A 1,190-nucleotide genomic window follows, 5' to 3' on the forward strand; every position below is an offset into this window, starting at 1 on the left:
GAGCCGGACGCTTCGGAACCCGATACTACCGACACCAACTGATCCCCCGGAACCGTCCTGGCCACAATGCGTTGGGCCACGGACGAGCGCACATTCATGCGTAAGGAGGATCTTCCGATGTCAGACAGCAAACGGATCACGGCTAGCAAGGCCGAATTGCTGGAACTCGAAAAGGGATTCTGGACGGGCGACTCCGCCTACTACGCGGCCAACGCCGACACCGAATGCCTGGTGGCATTTCCGCAGATGGCACAGGCGATGGACAATGCGGATCTGGCCAAGACCGCGGCCAAGCCCAACCGCTGGCGCAACCTGCAGATGGATCTCAAGGGCATTATCGAGCCGGGCAGCGACATCATCATGCTGACTTACGAGGCGCGTGCGACACGGGAGAATGGCGAGGCTTATGCCGCGCTGGTCAGCACCGGCTACGTCCATCGCGCCAACGGCTGGAAGATGATGTTCCATTCGCAGACGCCATTGGAAGCCGCTACCGGGAAGTAGGCTCAATCCTCAGGGATAGAATATTGCCTCGCCCTTCAACGCATCGGCGAGCATCTTCTCATACTTGCCGCGCGGCACGTCGACCGCGCCGAACCGCTTGAGGTGCTCGGTGGTGAACTGCGTATCAAGCAGAGCAAAGCCCCGCGCCTTCAAGCGCTCGACGAGGTAGAAGAGGCAGGTCTTGGAAGCGTCCGTCTCTCTGGCGAACATGCTCTCGCCAAAAAACACCCGGCCGAGCGACACGCCATAGAGGCCGCCGACCAGCCGGTCCTCACGCCACGCTTCGACCGAATGACAATGGCCTATCCGATGCAACTCGATATAGGCTTCGCGGATCGGCGCATTGATCCAGGTCGAGCGCCGCTCCGCGCGCTTTTCGGCGCAGCCGTCGATGGTCGCCTCGAAATCGAAATCGAAACGGATGTCGAAGGGATGTTTCTTGATCGTTTTCCAGAGACTTTTCGGCGTGTGAAAGCCGTCAAGCGGGATGATGCCTCGTGTCTCCGGCCGCACCCAGAACACCTCCGGGTCGCCGGCACTTTCTGCCATTGGGAAGACGCCCGAGGCGTAGGCCTTGAGCAGCAGGTCGGTGGGGATGCGATAGCCGGGCGCGTAGGGGCGGGTCATCGCGTCTCCGCGCTACTCTTCCTTGGCCAGGTATTTTTCCAGCCAGTGGATGTCATAAT

At 60.6% G+C, this 1,190-nt stretch carries 2 protein-coding genes; one reads left to right on the plus strand and one right to left on the minus strand.

The window, feature by feature from the left end; all coding sequences use genetic code 11:
* The first annotated feature begins 117 nt into the window (after nt 1–117).
* Nucleotides 118–504, plus strand: coding sequence for a hypothetical protein (locus ENZ74_RS32325; protein ID WP_024503882.1), 387 nt, complete (start codon nt 118–120; stop codon nt 502–504).
* A 9-nt stretch (nt 505–513) separates the two neighbouring features.
* Here ENZ74_RS32325 and aat read toward each other — a convergent pair whose 3' ends face one another.
* Complete coding sequence (gene aat / locus ENZ74_RS32330) at nt 514–1,131, minus strand: leucyl/phenylalanyl-tRNA--protein transferase (protein WP_024503883.1); 618 nt, start codon at nt 1,129–1,131, stop codon at nt 514–516.
* Nucleotides 1,132–1,190 lie beyond the last annotated feature (59 nt).

Source organism: Mesorhizobium sp. M7A.F.Ca.CA.002.15.2.1, from assembly GCF_003998715.1.
In the GTDB taxonomy this organism is placed as follows: Bacteria; Pseudomonadota; Alphaproteobacteria; order Rhizobiales; family Rhizobiaceae; genus Mesorhizobium; species Mesorhizobium ciceri.

Bases quoted from the DNA above. Each gene is read 5' to 3' on its own strand.
- ENZ74_RS32325 (WP_024503882.1), top strand. From the start codon at position 118: ATGTCAGACAGCAAACGGATCACGGCTAGCAAGGCCGAATTGCTGGAA.
- aat (WP_024503883.1), bottom strand. From the start codon at position 1,131: ATGACCCGCCCCTACGCGCCCGGCTATCGCATCCCCACCGACCTGCTG.